The organism is Curvibacter sp. AEP1-3 (genome assembly GCF_002163715.1).
GTDB lineage: Bacteria > Pseudomonadota > Gammaproteobacteria > Burkholderiales > Burkholderiaceae_C > Allorhodoferax.
Window position 1 is genome coordinate 335,266 of sequence record NZ_CP015698.1, and the last position, 14,905, is coordinate 350,170.

The following is a 14,905-nucleotide window of genomic DNA, read 5'->3' on the forward strand; positions in this document are numbered from 1 at the left end:
ACAGCGATATGAATGCCAAGAAAGACTCTACAGAACCGGTTCGCGCGGGAGGAGGGCAGGCCAAGCAGAAACTGCTGGCCTTCGCCAGCCTGATTGCACTGATTCTGGTATTCACCGTGCTCAAGCCCGACGCCTTCATGACGCAGGACAACATCATCGGTATTTTGCAATCGACCACCGTGATCGGAGTTCTGGCGATCGCAAGTACCTTCATCATCATCACCTCAGGGATCGACCTGTCGGTCGGTGTGCTGATGACCTTCTGCGCTGTGATGGCGGGGGTATTTATGGTGAACCTGGGCTTGCCGATGCCGCTGGGCATTGCGCTGGCAATTGGTATGGGGTGTGTTTGCGGCGCCCTGTCGGGACTTGCCATTACCAAACTGAAAGTACCTCCCTTTATTGCGACCCTGGGCATGATGATGTTGCTCAAAGGCGTTTCACTGATCATCACGAATACCCGTCCGATCTACTTCAGTGATGTGGAAGGCTTTGACCAGATCGCGCTGGGCTCACTGATCGGCGAGCTGATTCCCTCACTGCCCATTCCCAACGGTGTGTTGATCATGTTCATCGTGGCGGTGGTGTGTGCCATTGTGCTGAACAAAACTGCCTTGGGGCGCTACACCTTTGCACTGGGCAGCAACGAAGAGGCCGTGCGCTTATCCGGCGTGAATGTGGACCGCTGGAAGGTCATCATCTACACCTTTGCAGGCGGCATCTGCGGCATTTCCGGTTTGTTGATTGCCTCGCGATTGAACTCTGCGCAGCCCGCTTTGGGGCAGGGTTATGAGCTGGATGCGATTGCCGCAGTGGTGATCGGCGGCACGTCGCTCAGCGGTGGGGTGGGCACGATTCTGGGCACCATCATTGGCGCCTTCATCATGAGTGTTCTTATCAATGGTCTGCGCATCATGTCGGTTGCCCAGGAGTGGCAGATGGTGTTGACAGGTCTCATCATCATTCTCGCGGTCTACACCGACAACCTGCGCCGCAACAAGAAATAAGGAGACCAGGCCGCCGATTACGCCAACACCCTGTTTGAGTTTTTCGTGATTCCGTTGAAAGCAGTAAACCTATCCATCAGGAGACAAACCATGAATGCAAAACGTCAATTGCTGGCACTGACCGCCGGCCTCGCACTGGCTGGCTTTTCCAGCTTCGCTACCGCACAGGAAATCTATATTCCCTTGATCTCCAAAGGCTTCCAGCACCAGTTCTGGCAAGCCGTGAAGCAAGGTGCTGACCAGGCTGCCAAAGACTACAAAGTCAAGGTAACTTTTGAGGGCCCGGAGACCGAGCAGCAAGTGGACAAGCAGATCGACATGCTCTCCGCTGCATTGGCCAAAAATCCCAAGGCTATCGGCTTTGCTGCACTGGATAGCAAGGCCGCCATTCCCCTGCTGAAAAAGGCTCAGGCTGCCAAGATTCCGGTCATTGCTTTTGACTCGGGTGTGGACAGCGACATTGTGGTGACGACTGCGCAAACTGACAGCAAGGCTGCAGCGGCTTTGGCGGCTGACAAGATGGCTGAAAAAATCGGTGGCGAAGGTGAAGTGGCAGTTATCGGGCACGACCAGACCAGCACCACCGGTACCGGTCGCCGCGACGGTTTTGTGGACCGGATCAAGGCCAAGTACCCCAAGATTAAGGTGGTGGATATCCAGTACGGCGGTGGTGACCACTTGAAGTCGGCTGAAATTGCCAAGACGCTGACCCAAGCCTATCCCAAGCTCAAGGGTATCTTCGGCACCAATGAAGGCTCCGCGATCGGCGCCGGCAAGGGCCTGAAAGAAGCCAAGAAAACTGGTGTAGTCATCATCGGTTTTGATTCAGGCAAAGCCCAGAAGGACATGATCAACGACGGCACCATTGCCGGCGCGATCACCCAGAACCCCGTGGGTATCGGCTACAAGACGGTAGAAGCAGCTGTGAAGGCGCTCAAGGGTGAGAAGTTGCCCAAGATCATCGACACCGGTTTCTACTACTACGACAAAACCAACATGAAGGACGCCAAGATCGCGGCCGTTCTTTACGACTGAAATCACCCCCTGAGCGGCTTTGCCGCTCCCCCCTCTCTCGCAAGCAGCGGGAAGGGGGCGTACCCGGCGGTCTGGCAAAGCCACTTCCGCGGGTGCCCTGAATTTTGTTGACTGAAAAGGAAGAACTGTGAAACTAGTACGCTACGGATTGCCAGGCCAGGAAAAGCCCGGTGTGTTGGATGCCCAAGGCCGGGTGCGCGATCTGTCCGCACACATTACCGATGTCGGCGGTGCTGCCTTGCTGCCTGAAAGCCTTGCCCGTCTGCGTGGCGTAGTCGTTGAAGGTCTGCCTTTGGTAGATGGAATCCCCCAGAAAGATTTGCGCCTCGGTGCCTGTGTGGGTAACGTAGGCAAGTTCATTTGCATCGGGTTGAACTATTCCGATCACGCGGCGGAGAGTGGCATGCAGGTTCCACCGGAGCCTGTAGTGTTCAACAAATGGACGAGCGCCATCGTCGGGCCGGATGATGCGGTGGAGATTCCCCGTGGATCCGTGAAGACCGACTGGGAAGTGGAGCTCGGCGTGGTCATCGGCAAAGGCGGCCGGTACATTGACGAATCTGCTGCAATGTCCCATGTTGCTGGCTATTGCGTAGTGAACGATGTGTCTGAGCGCGAGTACCAGCTCGACCGCAGTGGTACCTGGGACAAGGGCAAGGGTTGCGATACCTTCGGTCCCACGGGCCCCTGGCTGGTGACCGCAGATGAGATACCCGATCCACAGGCTTTGTCCATGTGGCTGGACGTGGATGGCAAGCGTTACCAAAACGGAAGCACGTCCACGATGGTGTACGGCGTGAAGTTCCTCATCTCGTATCTCAGTCGATTCATGAGCTTGCAACCCGGCGACGTGATTTCTACAGGTACCCCACCCGGCGTCGGCATGGGGCAGAAACCTCCGGTTTACCTGCGTGCAGGTCAAACCATTCACCTGGGCATCGAGGGCCTGGGAAGCCAAACACAGATAACCAAACAGGCCTGATATGACCCAAGTCACCGGCATGCGCGTCGTGGACGTGCGCTTTCCTACGTCCCAACATTTGGATGGCTCGGATGCGATGAACCCGGATCCGGACTATTCCGCAGCCTACGTGATCCTTGAAACCGACCGTCCGGGCGTGGAGGGTCACGGCTTGACGTTCACCATCGGGCGCGGCAATGAGATCTGCTGTGCTGCGATCGAGGCCATGCGGCATCTGGTGGTTGGACTGGACATGGATTGGGTAGCTGCCGACATGGGGCGCTTCTGGCGCACCATCACCTCTGACAGCCAGCTGCGCTGGATTGGCCCGGACAAGGGGGCCATTCACCTGGCGACTGGTGCAGTCGTGAATGCGGTTTGGGACTTGTGGGCCAAGCTCGAAGGTGTGCCGGTTTGGGAGCTGGTGGCGCGCATGAGCCCTGAAGAACTGGTCAAGCTGATTGACTTCCGCTACATCACTGACTGCGTTACGCCAGAGGAGGCGCTGGCCTTGTTGAGAGAGCGTGCTGTGGGGAAAGCAGAGCGCATGGAAACATTGCGACGTGAGGGCTATCCCTGTTACACCACCTCGGCAGGCTGGCTGGGTTATGACGACGACAAGCTGCGCCGCCTGTGCAAAGAGGCTACCGATGCGGGCTTCAACCACATCAAGCTCAAGGTCGGTCGCGACAAGGCGGACGATATCCGTCGCCTGCGCATCGCTCGCGAGGTGCTGGGGCCCGAGCGGCATTTAATGATTGACGCCAACCAGGTGTGGGAGGTGAATCAGGCGGTGGAATGGGTACGTGAGCTGGCCTTTGCCAAGCCATGGTTCATTGAGGAGCCCACCAGCCCGGACGACATTGAGGGGCACCGCGTCATTCGTGAGGGTGTACACCCCGTGAAAGTGGCCACCGGCGAGATGTGTCAGAACCGCATCATCTTCAAGCAGCTGATCATGCGAGGTGCCATCGATGTGGTGCAAATTGATTCCTGCCGATTGGGTGGCGTGAATGAAATTCTGGCGGTCATGTTGATGGCTGCCAAGTACAACTTGCCGGTCTGCCCGCACGCCGGCGGAGTCGGGTTGTGTGAGTATGTGCAGCACCTGTCCATGATTGATTACCTGTGCATTGCCGGTACACGGGAAGGGCGGGTGATCGAGTTTGTGGACCATTTGCATGAGCATTTCCTCGAACCCTGTGTGATCGAGAACGCGGCCTACATGCCACCCAAGGCGCCTGGTTTCTCCATCGAGATGAAGGCGGAGTCACTCCTTCATTACACCTACAAGCCCCGCATGGCGGCAGCATGAAGATCGACACGCATCAGCACTATTGGCGTTACCGGCCTGCGGAGTTCCCTTGGATCAACGACGCCATGCCGGATTTGCAGAGGGACTGCATGCCTGTTGATTGCGAGGATGCAATGCGCGTCGCAGGTGTCGACGGTGTGGTGGCCGTCCAAGCACGCACCCTGGTGGATGAGACCGACTTTTTGCTTAAGGTCGCTGATAACCACCCTGAAGTTTTGGGTGTGGTGGGGTGGGCAGATCTGGCGGCGCCGGATCTTGAGGCACATTTGGAACGCTGGACCGCGCATCCCGCGATGCGTGGCATCCGCCACATCTTGCAGGACGAGGCCGACGTCAATGCCTGGCTCAACAATCCGGCAAATTCGAAGGGTCTGCGGGCTGTGCAACATGCAGGCCTGGTCTATGACGTGCTGGTTTTCGATCATCAGATGCCCGGTGTTGCATCCTTTTGTGCGAAACACGATGGTCATTGGCTGGTGTTGGATCACCTTGGAAAGCCGGCTATCAGGGACTGGATAGCCAACCCCGAAGTCCCTTCACGATGGTTGAGCAGCATGCGCAGTCTCGCTACCCTGCCGCATGTGGTCTGCAAGTTATCAGGGCTCGTCACGGAAACTGATTGGAAGTCCGGTAAGGGCATCAGCCCGACCGACAGCAAGATCATGTGGACCTGTTTTGATCAAGCGCTGGAGGCTTTCGGGCCCCATCGTTTGATGTTCGGTTCTGACTGGCCGGTGTGTCAACTCGCTGCACCTTATGACGTCGTGCAAGGTTTGGTGCAGAAGTGGGCCAAAACCCGGCTCACTATGGCCGAGCAGGAAGCATTCTGGTCGGGCAATGCGATTCGCTGTTACGGTTTGAATGTGCATTCGGAAGCATGAGAAGCTTCGAATTTGAAGGAAGAAAATGGACCTGCATCTGAAAGACAAAGTGTTCATCGTGACCGGCGGAGGCAGTGGAATCGGTGCAGCTATATCCCTGACGCTGGCGCATGAAGGCGCGATTCCAGTCGTGTTCGGCAAAAGCGCTCTCTCTCCCGAGTTCGAGGCGCAACTCAAAGCGAGTGCCACTGGCTACATGTTTTTTCAGCTTGAGTTATCGGATGAGGCTGCCTGTGGCCGGGGCGTTGAGCAGGTCATACAGCGCTTCGGCCGCTTGGACGGCTTGGTTAACAACGCCGGCATCAATGACAGTGTCGGTCTGGAAGCCGGTCGTGACGAATTCGTTGCTTCCCTTGAACGTAATCTGATTCACTACTATGTGATGGCGCATTACTGCGTTCCGCACCTGAAGGCAAGCAAAGGTGCCATCGTGAATGTGTCATCCAAAACAGCCTTGACAGGGCAGGGAAATACCAGCGGTTACTGTGCTTCCAAGGGTGGGCAACTGTCCTTGACGCGAGAGTGGGCGGCAGCTTTGTTGAACGATGGGGTGCGCGTCAATGCGTTGATCCCCGCGGAGGTGATGACCCCCCTCTACGAACGTTGGATCAACAGTTTTGAGAATCCTGGGGAGAAGCTTGCCGGCATCACGGCAAAGATTCCTTTGGGTCAACGCATGACGACATCCGAGGAAATGGCGCGCATGTGCGTGTTCCTGTTGTCGGATGCATCCTCACATACGACGGGCCAATGGGTGTTTGTGGATGGCGGCTATACCCACTTGGACCGGGCATTGTCATGAATGTGAACACCCAGCGCTACGCCTTGGCTTTGGATTTGGTGGACGATGAAGCCAAGATTGCAGCATACGAAAAAGCCCATGAATCCATTTGGCCCGAAGTACGCGAGCACTTGTTGGCGCAAGGCGTGCTGGCTATGGAAATCTACCGGCTCGGAACACGCATGTTCATGGTCATGGAAGTCGACCCCAATGTGTATTCAGAGGCTGGAATGGCTCAGGCCTCGCTGGACGATGAAGCCATTGTCCGGTGGGAAACGCTGATGTGGACATTCCAGGCGCCCACCCCTTGGACCCCGGAGGGCCAGAAGTGGGTACCCATGCGCCGGATCTTTCAGCTTCGATAGCGACTCCGCGATTGGATAGCCGAAGATTGACAATCCTTATTTGATAGTGACCGGAACTGTCGCCTGGCTGCTCAGACCGTTGTTGTTGGTGACTACTACTTTGAGGCTGTAGATTCCGGCAACAGGCTTGGCCCAGCTCGCGATGACGTTCATGCCACTCAATGAGAATGTCATACCCAGTGGAACTCCTGAAATGGAGATCCGGAAGGATGTAGCACTGGCATCACTGATGTTGATGCTGCTGCTTAGGGCCTTACCCACGGTGCCATTGATGGCCGCCGCGGTGATTACCGGGCCTGCATTGGCTATTTTGACGGAGTAGACGGCTGTGCCGGTCAGCCCGGTTTTGGTGTCTTTGGCTGATACCGTGACGGAGTAAGTCCCCAGCGCGGGCGACGCCCAGGTCACCACGCCTGTGGTGTTGATGGTCATACCCGCAGGGTTGCCGCTAATGGCGTAGGTCACCGGGTTGCTGGACACGGCAGTCGCTGCAAAGGATAGGGCAACGCCGGGGCGCCCGATCACGCTTGTTGCTGTCAGGGTAGGCGCTTTGGCGCTTGCAATCGTTACGCTGTAGGTGCCTTGGCCGGTCAAACCAGTCGCAGTGTCCTTCGCTGTGATGACGGGGCTGTATGTGCCTACCAACGGCGTAGGCCAGGTGACAACACCCGCGTTGCTAATGGTCATGCCTGCTGGTCCGCCACTCAGGGTCCAGCTTACGGGGTTGGATGCATTCACCGATACGGTGAACGAAAGCGCAGTACCTACCGTTCCGCTAACGACTACCGAAGGTACGACCGGCGCAGCGCTGGCGTTGGTCCCAGTGAGGTTGTTCACCAAGCTGGTGGCATTGGGTGTCCCGAGGCCGGTAAGCTGGTCGTATCCCACCTTCGATGCACATGTGCTGCAGGTTCCATGGCTGCCCCGGGTAATGTCGGCGAAAGTGCTCGCGTAGGTGCCGGGCACAGTGGCGAGTTGGCTGTAAAGGGCAGTGTGAGGGAGGCCTAGTGCCGCTTTGGATGCCTGCGCGCGGCTCGCGTTGGCAATGGCAATCAGTCCGGCCCATTGGGGTGTCGACAGACTGGTGCCACCCACACTCAACCAGTTCACCGTGGAGCTACCAGGCGTCATCACGGCAGTGTATTGGCCAGTGGCCGGGTCCGCGTTGAACGCCACATCTGCGACAACGCGACGGCTGGTAAATCCCATGCCCGGGACGGCATTCGATTGGTAGCCGGGCGTGGCGGAATAGGCGCTGATGCCGCCCCCGGTGCCGGACCAGCTCACTTCTGACCGTGGGCCTGTGCCGCTGTAGCTCAATGTGGTCCCGCCTACGGCCAATACATTCGGGGACACGGAAGGCCAGGAGACAGCCATGCCGGAGTCACCCGTCGCGGCGAGGTAGGTCATTTTGGGCGCGGTGAATACCGAGTCCACAGACGCAGTCCAATTGCCTTCCGCTGCGCCGAAGCTCATGGAAACAATTCCGGGCCCCATGGAGTTGGCCAGTTTGATGGCGCCCAACAAGCTGTTGAGGGAGGCGTCCGGCGCTTCGATCAAGACAATGCGCGCGAGCGGGGCGGTGGCATGCGCCCATTGCACATCGAGTGCAATTTCAGTGGCCCAGCCGGAGTTGTAAGCAGGCGCTGTCGCTGTCATGCCACCGGCGGCGGTGTTGTACACCACAGAGAATTCACAGGCAGTAGTTGATGCTGTAGCCAGCGGTAATGCTGCGGTGGGTGCTATGACTTTGGTAGCGCATGTGGGTAGCGCGAATTTCTGGTTGAACGCAGCTAACTCCGCAATCGCATTGGGGTTGTGGTACGCATTAACGATGTAGATGGTCTGTCCGGCACCCATTTGTGCGGCCTTTGCAGCGGTCACGGGTGTGCCACTGGCAGGGAGATCAGGAAGGCTGTAGGCAGCGCGTATCTGCGCAGGTGTGTAGGTTGCGGTAGTCGTTCCAGCCGCCATAGGCGTGAAAACGGGCTCTGAGTCCGGGCTGGGCACCGATTGAGAAAAAGGCGTTGCTACCTGCTCCGCAACTGCGCTGGGCAGCGTTGGCACGTCCATTTGCATGGTGACGGTGCCTGAAGCCACCTGATCGGCCGGATTGGAGCCGCCCCCACAGGCGCTGAGCATTGCAATTGCAGAAAGGCAAACTGCAGCCAATGACCACTTGATGTGGACGCTTTGGTTTTGATAATTGCGTTGGGTTTCGAATCTCGTCATGGCAACTGCTCCGGTAAACAAGGGAGGGCCACAACGTTCAATGGAATGCGTGCGTAAACATGTTCTCATTGGCGGCCCCGCTACCATGGCATTGCTGCTGTAGGTCGGTGGCTTTGTGTCCCCGTCTTTCAACGGGTTTACCCATAAGCACTGCCGGGCAGGCAGCACTCGATCTGGTGATTTTACCTTTTTTTGCGGAGTTGGCAAATATTGGCGGGTGTTTATCCCTCAACTCCGCCTTGACGCGATCAGCTTTGGATGTTGCATTCACGGCGCAACAAGGCTACCGCGTCATTGAAGGTGTAATCGTGGTCGCTGGTCAAAGTGCCGGAGGCTTCTTCGATGAAGTTGGTCCACAGGCTCGCATAGTCTTCCAGATGTTCTGCAGGTGCATGGTCCTGGATGAATTGCAGGGGAAGGGCGGTTTGCAGACCTGATTTGCGAATCTTCTTCACCAAGTTGGAGGCCGCTTTTTCGGTCAGTACGGTTTTCGCTGCACTGCCGGCGGCCATGCACAGGAAAAGGGTGAGTAGCGAGCTCTCGTCGTCATTCCCACCGGTGGCTTTGGCCCAGGCTTTGGAGACTGATCTATCAAATTGCTCCACTTCGCTGATGGCGTCTTCCACCCAGAAATAGCGGCCCATGAAGGCGGGAGTCTGGTCAAACAGTTTGCGGGCAGGGAGGGCCGACTCCAACCATTTTGCGGAGTCTTCCCAGACGGAATCACGCACGGACTCCACCACTGGAAGCCATTCGGAGGGCAGGTCTGCAGGCAGCGTCAGCGGCAGCTTGCCGGGTTTGTTCAGGTAGCGCTTGCGCAGCGCAAGAATCATCTTTTCAAAGGTAACCCAGTCCGGCAATGTGCTGCGTTTGCAGGCTATAGCAAGCAATGCGGTCCGGATCACGGCCTCAGCGTCTTTACCGGCTTCCTCCAGTTCGTCTGCATCCATTCCCAACCGGCCTGCAATCCAGATGGCGGCTTCGACCACAGCCGTCGCGTGGCTGCGGCTGGCCAGCTCTGCCTGGTAGTCGGCCAGCGGGCGCAGGCTCCATTTGGCCAACAGGGGAATGTGTTCGTCGCGAAAGCCACTGCGTTCATTCATACCGAAGTGGGTGGTCTGCGGCATGGTGATGAGCGCTTTCAACATGTCCGAGCCCGCTTTGGAACGGGACAGGAAGCTGTTGTCGCGCAGGAGCTCCGCCGCTTTTTGAAGGTCGCCCTGTGAGGTGTGTGCCAGGTGCAGGCTCACCAGATTGACTATGCGGTCTTTGGCCAGTTCCAGCTCAGGCCGCAAAAACTCGGTGCCGAAATATCGGGCGATCTGCACCATGCCTTTGGGCGCATCGGCACAAATTGCATCGAGTTTGTCTTGACCGATCAGGCCGTGGCGCACACCGTGGGCCAGAGCCTTCTCGAAAAATGGGCGATCGTCAAAAAGCGAAACGGCTTGCTGTGCGGCAGACATGGCGGGAAACTTTAGGTTAGATGGCTGATTCTTCGTCGTCTTCCCGGGCGGCAGGTGTGGCCTTGCCGCGGTCGGTATCGCCAGTTTCGACTTTGCCGTCGTCTTCCTCTTCGGGCATTTCCTCCTCGTCCAAGCCGAGATCAAATGCCCGGGCTTTGGCGCGCAGCACGATCAGCATTTCGATGAACAAGTCGGGTAGTTCATGGCGCAGCAACCACGCCATCTGCATCCAGTCCTGGTCGGCCACTTCGTCCAGATCCACCTTGGGGCGTACATAGGCAGATTGGTACAGGGCTTGCTCCGACAAGATTTCGCCGTCGTCTTCTACTGTTTCGAAGGTGCCGCTACGGGCAAAGGCTTCTACCCGGCTCCACTTTTCAGTGAAGTAGTCGGCCAGTGCCTCGCTTCCGCCTTCCAGATCGCCAATGGCGGTCAAGAACTCAATGGGATCCGCGTCTTCCCGGAAGATGACCGAATTCATCATGCCGCGCAGGTGGGTGCGGGTCAGGTCTTTGTATTGCTTTTCAATCACTACCGCATGGGCGAACTGCTGTGGAGTGATCAACAGATTGACGATGGATTCCCTGGAGTCGTCGTATTCGCGGATCACAGCCAAAATGTCTTTGGGCGGCAATTGCTCCAAGACAACCATCAAGGCACCATCCCCCTCGGCGTCGGCCAGTTCGGTTAACACCGATTCCGCACCGACGATATCGCCTGCAGCAATCAGTGCCTGGGTTTTTTCAATCAGGGCTAGTTGGCTCATGGGGTGTTCTCTCCGGGTGACAGGTGTGTGATCAGTCTTTGTGGTCGAAGCCTTGCTCAACCATCCAGGCGGCGCCTTCTTCCTCGCTCACGCGGCTCTGGCGCTCGTCTTCGTCCATGCCCTCAGGGTCGCGTTCGATGTCGTCACGGTCGCTCTCTTCGTCGTCGTCCGCATCATCAGCCTGGGCGAATCGGGCGTCCGGCTTGGTCAGCAAATACTCCAAGGCTGCGGCTACGCTCATGAACCAAGGGCCTGCGGGCTGTTGTAAGACTTGTTGCGCGAGGTTTTGAGCCCAGGGCATCAAGTCCACGGAATCGGCCAAGGTGTCCCATTCAGGCAAGTCCTCAGACTCCTGGCGCACCAAGTCTTCCATCACGGCGGTGCGCTTGAAGCGGAAGCCCTGGTGGAACACCACGGCCACCATTTCAGGGCTCAGTTCCAGCATGCTCATCAGGAAGCTGAGCTCTTTGCGACGTTCCGCCAGTTTCTTAGCAAGAACGTTGGTGCCCTCGGAATCTGAGGCCAGATCGTCCAGCTCGGCTTGGTAGGCGCTGCGCAGATGGTGAAAGAAAGGAGAGAGGCTCATCGGGGTTGCCAATTCAAAGAATGCGGGAGAAATAAGTGGACCAGATGTCGCGGGCGGTATCGATCGGACTATCGAGCAGGCCACGCCTGCGATTGTCGTCATAGGCCTGGCGCTTGTCCGTGTCCGACAGCACATCGTAGGCTTCCTGCACTTCGCGGAAGTACAGCGCAGCGTTCGGGTCGGGATTGCGGTCCGGGTGAAATTGCGCAGCCTTTTGACGGAAGGCTTTTTTGACATCAGCCAAGGTGGCCGCGCTGTTCAATCCGAGACTGGAGTAATGGTCTTTCATGCAGCAACTATCCTGCCGTAAAAGAAAAAACCCCACTGCATTCGCAGCGGGGTTTTTAAATACCCTTGCGGGTTGTTTTGGCTCCTCAACCTGGGCTCGAACCAGGGACCTACGGATTAACAGTCCGGCGCTCTACCGACTGAGCTATTGAGGAATGAAGCCTCAAATTATAGCGTGTTTTTTCGGTGATTTTGGAAACACGCTAAATTTTTGAATCTGACGCTAACTTTTTTCTTGGGTTCCAACACCTAGGAGCTGATGCAAACGCGGGCTCGTGGTGGTGTACTGCAAGAGGACTTTTTTCTCTGGAGAGATAAAGGCCATCGCGCCGAAGGCCGCTAGTGTAGCCTCATGAAAGCCACTCAAAATCAATTTCCGCTTTCCGGGATAAAAATTTATATCCCCGACTGCAAAAATTCCGGGGAGCTCGCTTTGAAAGTTCTCGGTGTTGACGGGAACCTGCTTGCGTTCCAAGGTCCAGCCCCAGTCGGCAATCGGGCCCATCTTCGGTGACACGCCCAAGCGCACGATCACATGGTCGGCAGGTACCGGGGTCTCTTTGCCTTCGGCAGTCAACACTTGCAGAGCGTGAAGCCTATCGCCCTCCGCCTCACAGCCCGTAACTTGCGCTGCCAGCACCTGAATCTTTCCTGCAGCGCGAGCAGCTTCCAACAATTGCAGGGTCGCGGGCTCACCAGTGAATACATCCCGACGGTGGATCAGGGTCACGCTAGCGGGGCCACGGGCATTTTCCGATGGCTGTGCAGCATCCAGTGCCGCCACGACGGCAGACTCATCGCCACCCAGTACGACAACATGGGCATCTGCCATGGTGCCATCCGGCAGCGCTGCGTCATGGGGGTAGTGCACCTGCCGGCCTTCAAAGGCTTCCAGCGCGGGAACGGGTGGTTTGCGGGCCACAAAGGCTCCCACGCCGGCTGCGACAAAAAGCGTCTTGGTAACGAAAGTGTTGCCAGTGTCCGTGACGAGGTGCAAGCGACCATCTTCCAAGCGGGTGACGGATTCGACTAACTGGGAGAAATGCATCTGCGCCTGAAAAGGCGCTATCTGCTGGAGCAGACTTTGCGTGAGGCCGCGGCCGGTGGTGACCGGTGTGCCGGGGATGTCGTAAATCGGCTTGTCGGCATAGAGCTCCATGCATTGGCCGCCTGCATAAGGTAAGGCATCAATGACATGGGCCTGCACTTCGTGCAGGCCCAGTTGGAACACTTGGAACAGGCCTACGGGACCTGCTCCGATGACGACGGCATCGGCTTCAATCACGGGAGCAGCCATGCCGACTCTGTGATTAGCGAATCAGCTGCGACAGCTTGCCAGTCTTGTCTTTCCAGTCGTCGGCATCCGGCAGGGGCGCCTTGCGCTTGGTGATGCTCTTCCAGCCGGGGAGGCGGGCGAGCTCTGCGTTCAGCGCGATCATGTGCTGCTGGTCTTTGGGTGCGTCTTCTTCGGCGTAAATCGCGTTCGCTGGGCACTCGGGAATGCAGACGGCACAGTCGATGCACTCATCCGGGTCGATCGTCAGAAAGTTGGGGCCTTCGCGGAAGCAATCCACGGGGCAAACGTCCACGCAGTCGGTGTATTTGCACTTGATACAGGCTTCGGTGACGATGTGTGTCATGTTGTTTGAGAGCAGTAAATAAGAGGGCGGGCACTGAAATGCCAAGCCCTTGATTTTATTGGGTTTTGCAGACGCCCCTTGTCACAGGGGCATCTCCTTTGCGTTGTGTCAACTCAGCAGCAGGGCGCCGGAGGTCTTGTGCGAGGCGGTGTCCACCAGAATAAGCGAGCCCAATACCCGGCTTTGCACATATGGAACGGCGGTAATTGCCTCTTGCAGCGCGAGCTCGATGTGGCCAATCGCGTTGGGCGCAATCTCAGTGGCATCGTGCTCTTCCAAGGTGTTGATGTCCAGGCTGTGGGCTATGCGCTTGACCTTGGCTTTGATCCAGCGGTGGCCATGCAGCGCCAGGTACACGCGGCCCGCAACCAGAGGCTCATCGTCCATCCAGGCCACAGTGGCCTTGATTTCACGGGTGGCTTCGGCAAAAGCACGGGGCTTGGGCGTGTCGGCAAATTCGTCGTCCGGGTCTGCGGCGGGTGTGACCTGTGCCAACAGCCAGTCGCCACGGGACACATCCACTTCGCGGTCCAGCGTGATGCCAGCGCCATGGCCTGCAGTGACGCTGCCAGGCACGCGGGCGTGGTTCACCACTTGCGCCACCACGGCGGCTTGGCCGCTGGGGTGGATGCTGATGGTGTCGCCCACCTGTACGGTGCCAGTGGCCACACGGCCCCAGAATACGCGGCGGCCTTGGGTGGTGTCGGCAGAGTTGTGGAACTTCTCCACCCACTGCACCGGGAAGGCGAAGGGCACATCGGTCTCTGCGGCGGTGACCGGCAGTGTTTCCAGCAAGGCCAACAGGCTAGGGCCTGTGTAGCCGCACCAGCCGGGCGTTGCTTCCACCACGTTGTGGCCCTTGAGGGCGGACATGGGGATGGTGGCCGTCACGGCAATGCCGGCTTGCTTTGCAAAGGCCTGCAGCGCTTCGCTGATTTTGGCAAACGCGGCGGTGGCGTCATTGCCCAAAGCGTCGAGCTTGTTGACGGCAAAGATGATGCCGGGCACGCGCAACAGGTTGACCAGCAGGCTGTGGCGGCGGGTCTGCGGCAGCAGGTCCACCAAGCCGTCTACATTCCACTTGAGCTTGGTGGCGTCTACCAGCACCACGGCGGCGTGGGCGCTGCTGGCGGCAGTGACCATGTTGCGGGTGTACTGCTCGTGGCCGGGGGCGTCACCAATGATGAATTTGCGGGTGGGCGTGGCGAAGTAGCGGTAGGCCACATCGATGGTGATGCCTTGCTCGCGCTCAGCGCTTAAACCGTCGGTGAACAAGGCCAGATCGGCCTCGCCGCTTTTGGAAACGTTGGCCAACTGGTCTTGCAGCACCGCCTTGCTGTCGACCAACAGGCGGCCGATCAGGGTGCTTTTGCCATCGTCCACGCTACCGCAGGTGATGAAGCGCAGTGCGGATGAAGTGTCATTTGTGCTGCTAGCGCCCGTGGAATGTGCGGTAGCAGCTATATTATTTGTAGCGGTTGTCATGAAGCTTGTTAGCAGTGATGGCTAGGATTAGGTAGGTTGGGTGCTTTGCGCAGTGAGGTCAAGGAGGAGGCCGCAGGCCGGGGGACACGAACGGAGC

The 14,905-nt window shown here is 57.9% G+C and carries 15 protein-coding genes, 1 tRNA gene and 1 riboswitch; of the genes, 7 read left to right on the top strand and 9 right to left on the bottom strand.

Annotation, left to right across the window (positions count from 1 at the left end; genetic code table 11):
- The first annotated feature begins 8 nt into the window (after positions 1–8).
- The 7 genes from AEP_RS01510 (at position 9) to AEP_RS01540 (ending at position 6,345) form a co-directional block, all read left to right on the top strand.
- A complete protein-coding gene (locus AEP_RS01510; protein WP_087497132.1) occupies positions 9–1,007 on the top strand; it encodes an ABC transporter permease in 999 nt (332 codons plus the stop codon).
- Between the two features lie 90 nt (positions 1,008–1,097).
- Positions 1,098–2,042 (top strand): ABC transporter substrate-binding protein, encoded by a 945-nt coding sequence (locus AEP_RS01515; protein WP_087493754.1) that lies wholly within the window; start codon positions 1,098–1,100, stop codon positions 2,040–2,042.
- 127 nt (positions 2,043–2,169) lie between these two features.
- Entirely contained in the window at positions 2,170–3,024 is an 855-nt protein-coding gene (locus tag AEP_RS01520) for a fumarylacetoacetate hydrolase family protein (protein WP_087493755.1), read from the top strand.
- A 1-nt stretch (position 3,025) separates the two neighbouring features.
- A complete protein-coding gene (locus AEP_RS01525; RefSeq protein WP_087493756.1) occupies positions 3,026–4,318 on the top strand; it encodes an L-fuconate dehydratase in 1,293 nt (430 codons plus the stop codon).
- Entirely contained in the window at positions 4,315–5,199 is an 885-nt protein-coding gene (locus tag AEP_RS01530) for an amidohydrolase family protein (protein WP_087493757.1), read from the top strand. The genes AEP_RS01525 and AEP_RS01530 overlap by 4 nt, the downstream gene beginning before the upstream one ends.
- A gap of 25 nt (positions 5,200–5,224) precedes the next feature.
- A complete protein-coding gene (locus AEP_RS01535) occupies positions 5,225–6,001 on the top strand; it encodes an SDR family oxidoreductase (protein WP_087493758.1) in 777 nt (258 codons plus the stop codon).
- On the top strand, positions 5,998–6,345 hold the full coding sequence (locus AEP_RS01540; RefSeq protein WP_087493759.1) for an L-rhamnose mutarotase: 348 nt from the start codon (positions 5,998–6,000) through the stop codon (positions 6,343–6,345). The genes AEP_RS01535 and AEP_RS01540 overlap by 4 nt, the downstream gene beginning before the upstream one ends.
- A gap of 36 nt (positions 6,346–6,381) precedes the next feature.
- Here the strand turns inward: AEP_RS01540 and AEP_RS01545 are convergent, their stop codons facing one another.
- From AEP_RS01545 to AEP_RS01585, 9 genes are all read right to left on the bottom strand, one after another.
- Positions 6,382–8,577 carry a S53 family peptidase gene (locus AEP_RS01545; protein ID WP_157673004.1) on the bottom strand — a complete coding sequence of 732 codons (2,196 nt, stop codon included), beginning with the start codon at positions 8,575–8,577 and terminating at the stop codon, positions 6,382–6,384.
- A gap of 67 nt (positions 8,578–8,644) precedes the next feature.
- Positions 8,645–8,729, bottom strand: a riboswitch (cyclic di-GMP riboswitch).
- Positions 8,730–8,825: 96 nt separating this feature from the next.
- Positions 8,826–10,043 (bottom strand): hypothetical protein, encoded by a 1,218-nt coding sequence (locus AEP_RS01550; protein ID WP_087493761.1) that lies wholly within the window; start codon positions 10,041–10,043, stop codon positions 8,826–8,828.
- 16 nt (positions 10,044–10,059) lie between these two features.
- Positions 10,060–10,809: a hypothetical protein gene (locus AEP_RS01555; protein WP_087493762.1), complete on the bottom strand. Its 750-nt coding sequence runs from the start codon at positions 10,807–10,809 to the stop codon at positions 10,060–10,062.
- 31 nt (positions 10,810–10,840) lie between these two features.
- On the bottom strand, positions 10,841–11,395 hold the full coding sequence (locus AEP_RS01560) for a hypothetical protein (protein WP_087493763.1): 555 nt from the start codon (positions 11,393–11,395) through the stop codon (positions 10,841–10,843).
- Between the two features lie 13 nt (positions 11,396–11,408).
- The gene (locus AEP_RS01565; protein WP_087493764.1) at positions 11,409–11,684 is read right to left on the bottom strand and encodes a DnaJ domain-containing protein; all 276 of its coding nucleotides are present in this window, start codon (positions 11,682–11,684) and stop codon (positions 11,409–11,411) included.
- A 78-nt stretch (positions 11,685–11,762) separates the two neighbouring features.
- Positions 11,763–11,838 (bottom strand) — tRNA-Asn (locus tag AEP_RS01570).
- A 68-nt stretch (positions 11,839–11,906) separates the two neighbouring features.
- Positions 11,907–12,980, bottom strand: a complete 1,074-nt coding sequence (locus AEP_RS01575; protein WP_087493765.1) for an NAD(P)/FAD-dependent oxidoreductase — start codon at positions 12,978–12,980, stop codon at positions 11,907–11,909.
- A gap of 13 nt (positions 12,981–12,993) precedes the next feature.
- Positions 12,994–13,323, bottom strand: coding sequence for a ferredoxin FdxA (gene fdxA, locus AEP_RS01580; RefSeq protein ID WP_087493766.1), 330 nt, complete (start codon positions 13,321–13,323; stop codon positions 12,994–12,996).
- Between the two features lie 108 nt (positions 13,324–13,431).
- The gene (locus AEP_RS01585) at positions 13,432–14,808 is read right to left on the bottom strand and encodes a sulfate adenylyltransferase subunit 1 (RefSeq protein ID WP_087493767.1); all 1,377 of its coding nucleotides are present in this window, start codon (positions 14,806–14,808) and stop codon (positions 13,432–13,434) included.
- Positions 14,809–14,905: the final 97 nt, after the last annotated feature.

What these genes read in the sequence shown, in the direction of transcription:
- AEP_RS01550 (WP_087493761.1), bottom strand. Translation starts at nt 10,043, where the DNA reads ATGTCTGCCGCACAGCAAGCCGTTTCGCTTTTTGACGATCGCCCATTT.
- AEP_RS01515 (WP_087493754.1), top strand. Translation starts at nt 1,098, where the DNA reads ATGAATGCAAAACGTCAATTGCTGGCACTGACCGCCGGCCTCGCACTG.
- AEP_RS01565 (WP_087493764.1), bottom strand. Translation starts at nt 11,684, where the DNA reads ATGAAAGACCATTACTCCAGTCTCGGATTGAACAGCGCGGCCACCTTG.
- AEP_RS01540 (WP_087493759.1), top strand. Translation starts at nt 5,998, where the DNA reads ATGAATGTGAACACCCAGCGCTACGCCTTGGCTTTGGATTTGGTGGAC.
- AEP_RS01575 (WP_087493765.1), bottom strand. Translation starts at nt 12,980, where the DNA reads ATGGCTGCTCCCGTGATTGAAGCCGATGCCGTCGTCATCGGAGCAGGT.
- AEP_RS01555 (WP_087493762.1), bottom strand. Translation starts at nt 10,809, where the DNA reads ATGAGCCAACTAGCCCTGATTGAAAAAACCCAGGCACTGATTGCTGCA.
- AEP_RS01535 (WP_087493758.1), top strand. Translation starts at nt 5,225, where the DNA reads ATGGACCTGCATCTGAAAGACAAAGTGTTCATCGTGACCGGCGGAGGC.
- AEP_RS01525 (WP_087493756.1), top strand. Translation starts at nt 3,026, where the DNA reads ATGACCCAAGTCACCGGCATGCGCGTCGTGGACGTGCGCTTTCCTACG.
- AEP_RS01585 (WP_087493767.1), bottom strand. Translation starts at nt 14,808, where the DNA reads ATGACAACCGCTACAAATAATATAGCTGCTACCGCACATTCCACGGGC.
- AEP_RS01510 (WP_087497132.1), top strand. Translation starts at nt 9, where the DNA reads ATGAATGCCAAGAAAGACTCTACAGAACCGGTTCGCGCGGGAGGAGGG.
- AEP_RS01545 (WP_157673004.1), bottom strand. Translation starts at nt 8,577, where the DNA reads ATGACGAGATTCGAAACCCAACGCAATTATCAAAACCAAAGCGTCCAC.
- AEP_RS01530 (WP_087493757.1), top strand. Translation starts at nt 4,315, where the DNA reads ATGAAGATCGACACGCATCAGCACTATTGGCGTTACCGGCCTGCGGAG.
- AEP_RS01560 (WP_087493763.1), bottom strand. Translation starts at nt 11,395, where the DNA reads ATGAGCCTCTCTCCTTTCTTTCACCATCTGCGCAGCGCCTACCAAGCC.
- fdxA (WP_087493766.1), bottom strand. Translation starts at nt 13,323, where the DNA reads ATGACACACATCGTCACCGAAGCCTGTATCAAGTGCAAATACACCGAC.